Below are 3,200 nucleotides of genomic sequence, written 5' to 3'. Positions count from 1 at the left end.
ACCGTTAAACCCCAGGTTATCAGGGGGGCGGCATCGCCAGGCCAGCAGGTCATAATGGGCAGTGTGGTTAAATCGACGTCATCGCCGCTTAATACAATCTCCTGACAAGGCGCTTTTTTCACCTGTTTGGGTGACATATTCAGCACCTGCTTAAAAATAGGCAGTTTGCTAAAGGCGTCTTTTAATCCCTTTGGCGGCTCAGGCTCTTTTAAAAAAGCCAGTAGCTTACCTACTTCGCGCAGTGCCGATACATCTTCCTGTCCCATACCCAGCGCGACGCGCTGCGGTGTGCCAAACAGGTTTGCCAGTATCGGTATACTGTGGCCTTTGACGTTTTCAAACAGTAATGCCGGGCCGCCGGCACGTAGGGTGCGGTCAGCAATTTCGGTGATCTCCAGCACCGGGTCCACTTCGGCTGTCACCCGAACCAGATCACCCCGCTGCTCTAACTGGGCAATAAAATCGCGTAAGTCGTTATATTTCATGCTTGCCATCAGGCCTTGTCAGTTAATGCCGGCTATTATACAGCTCTGCGCTGCCCTTACCAGTTTTGGCCTGCTATGCGGCTGGGGTGCAACGGTGCAGCGCTTTATACTATGGCGGTGTCAATTAAAGCAGGTTATACGATGACAGAGCAGGAAGGGGTCATAAAATTTCAGCTGGACTTTACCCGGCGATCAGCGCTGCAACTGGCTGATACAGTTGAGATTAGCAGCTGGCGCACCGTGATGCTGCAACTTGGTATGCTTGGCCAGACGCCCCTGCGCTACGACAATTATGGCTTTGGCAACATCAGTCAGCGCTTTGGCAGTAACAACCAGTTTATTATCAGCGGTACCCAAACTGGCGGCATTAATGTGATGACTGCATCGGACTATGCTTTGGTCACTTGCTGTGAGCCAGGCCGCAACTATATTGCCGCCACCGGCGAGACCAAACCGTCTTCAGAAGCGATGACACATGGTCAGCTGTATCAGATCGACAGCCGTATTAACTTTGTAATTCATGCTCATTGCCCAGAAATCTGGCAACAAGCCAGCGTGCTGGGTTTGCCGCAAACCCGGGTCGAGGTGCCTTATGGTACTGTCGCCATGGCAGAGGAGGTCGCGCGGCTGTTTACAGAAACCGACGTCTTGCAGCAGGGAACTTTCACTATGGCCGGCCATGAAGATGGTGTTGTAACCTTTGGCAGCAGCGCTGCCCAGGCTGCCGAGCGGCTGATAGCTGTTTATGTCCGCGCACTGCAGGCTAAAATGTAGAAATTTTTTGGACATAGCTAAATAAACTGGTAACTACCGGGCATCAACGCTAAAGTCGGTACGGCTTTTGGTTATTTTTATCTGGTAAATTATGCATTTCCCCGAGCGTGTAAAACAGCAAACCTGCAGCGATTGTTTAAGTGGCCAGTCACTGGGCTTTCAAATCCGGATGGCGTTTCAGCCGATTATCGATTGGCATAGCAAAAGCATTTACGCCTACGAGGCCTTAGTGCGGGGGCCGCAGGGCGAGGGGGCTGGTTGGGTATTTCAGCATATCAACGACGGCAATAAATATTATTTTGATCAGGCCTGCCGGGTAAAGGCGATACAAACAGCCGCCCGGCTCGGCTGCGACAGCTTGTTAAGTATAAATTTCTTACCCAACGCCGTGTATAACCCTGAAACCTGCATTAAAGCCACGATTGAAGCTGCCGATCTGTATGGTTTTGATCTGACCAAGCTGATTTTTGAAGTGACCGAAGGCGAGCAGATCCCAGACAAAGCGCATTTAAACCGTATTTTCCAAAGTTATTCCAAGCGCGGATTTCAAACCGCAATTGATGACTACGGTTCAGGCTTTGCCACGCTGGACTGGCTGATTGAATTAAAGCCCGACATTCTCAAGCTTGATATGCAGCTTATCCGCGATATCGACCAGCGCCCCGCCAAACAGTTTATTGTTGAGCAAACCGTGGCCCAGTGTGAATTGCAGGGCACTAAAGTGCTGGCAGAGGGCATCGAAACGCGTGCAGAGCTCGATTATCTTACATCAGTAGGTATTCGTTATTTGCAAGGCTATTATTTTGCAAAACCTCAATTGGAAACATTGGCCCAGACAGCCCAGCTTAGTGGCCTGCAATAAACTGCATCAACGCCGGCGTGAAAATTAGTGCTGGTAACACAGCATAAGCTTGATGTAGCATGGACGTCTAGATGTCTTTTGTGATGTTGCCTTGTTACTGTGGAAACAATATGAAAAAAGATACCCGGCTTATCCATGCTGGTCGTGCAAAAAAATATACCGGCACAGCCGTTAATCCTCCGTTGGTGCGCGCATCAACCATAGTATTTGAGACCTTTGCCGAATTAAAACACGCTACCCTGAACCGTGGTAACCGGGTGCCATTTTATGGCCGGCGTGGCACAGACACGCATTTTGCCTTGCAGGAAGCGATGTGTGAGCTGGAGGGAGGCGCTGGCTGTGCGTTGTACCCTTGTGGTGCGGCAGCGGTGAGTGGGGCTTTACTGACATTTTTAAAACAAGGTGATCACCTGTTGATGGTTGACAGTGTGTATGAACCTACCCGGGCGCTGTGTGATAAAGTGCTGGCAGGCTACGGTATAGAAACGACCTATTATGATCCGCAAATAGGGGCCGCTATTGCAGGGTTAATTAAGCCGAACACCAGGGTTGTTTTTCTTGAATCGCCGGGTTCTCTTAGCTTTGAAATGCAGGATATTCCGGCCATTACCTCAGTGGCCCAACAACATAATATTGTTACTGTTTTAGATAACACCTGGGCGTCCCCTATTTTATGTCAGCCGTTTACGTTGGGGGTAGATGTCTCCATTCAGGCGGCGACGAAATACATTGTCGGCCATTCCGATGTGATGCTGGGTACAGCAACGGCTAATGAAAAGCACTGGCCCGCGCTTCGTGAACACAGTTATTTAATGGGGTATTGTACCTCGGCGGATGATGCCTACGCAGCGCTGCGAGGCTTGCGTACGCTGTCAGTGAGGCTGAAGCAACACGAAGAAAGTGCGCTGACGGTCGCATACTGGCTGGTTGAGCGGCCCGAGGTTGAAACTGTGCTGCACCCGGCTTTACCACAACATCCGGGGCATGCGATTTTTAAACGCGATTTCAGCGGCAGTAACGGGCTATTCTCTTTTGTGCTGAAGCAGGGTAGCCAGCGACAGGTAGAAGCTTTTATCGAA

4 protein-coding genes are annotated in these 3,200 nt (G+C 50.5%); 3 read left to right on the top strand and 1 reads right to left on the bottom strand.

The genetic code is table 11. The features are described from left to right. Positions 1-485: UbiD family decarboxylase domain-containing protein (locus VIN66_RS11630; RefSeq protein WP_331924147.1), on the bottom strand; the 485-nt coding region annotated here is incomplete at its 3' end. Positions 486-596: 111 nt separating this feature from the next. On the opposite strand from VIN66_RS11630, the gene VIN66_RS11625 reads away from it, so the two are divergent. From VIN66_RS11625 to metC, 3 genes are all read left to right on the top strand, one after another. Continuing rightward, the gene (locus VIN66_RS11625; RefSeq protein ID WP_331924146.1) at positions 597-1,259 is read left to right on the top strand and encodes a class II aldolase/adducin family protein; all 663 of its coding nucleotides are present in this window, start codon (positions 597-599) and stop codon (positions 1,257-1,259) included. A 91-nt stretch (positions 1,260-1,350) separates the two neighbouring features. Beyond that, complete coding sequence (locus VIN66_RS11620; RefSeq protein ID WP_331924145.1) at positions 1,351-2,121, top strand: EAL domain-containing protein; 771 nt, start codon at positions 1,351-1,353, stop codon at positions 2,119-2,121. 110 nt (positions 2,122-2,231) lie between these two features. After that, the coding region (gene metC, locus VIN66_RS11615) for a cystathionine beta-lyase (RefSeq protein ID WP_331924144.1) at positions 2,232-3,200 on the top strand (969 nt) is incomplete at its 3' end.

It is taken from the genome of Rheinheimera sp. (assembly GCF_036568245.1).
Taxonomy (GTDB): domain Bacteria; phylum Pseudomonadota; class Gammaproteobacteria; order Enterobacterales; family Alteromonadaceae; genus Alishewanella.
Note: the sequence above shows the minus strand (reverse complement) of the source record. Positions and strands in the feature narration are given on the sequence as shown.

Excerpts from the sequence above, each read along its gene's own strand:
- VIN66_RS11625 (WP_331924146.1), top strand. The coding sequence starts at position 597 with ATGGCGGTGTCAATTAAAGCAGGTTATACGATGACAGAGCAGGAAGGG.
- VIN66_RS11620 (WP_331924145.1), top strand. The coding sequence starts at position 1,351 with ATGCATTTCCCCGAGCGTGTAAAACAGCAAACCTGCAGCGATTGTTTA.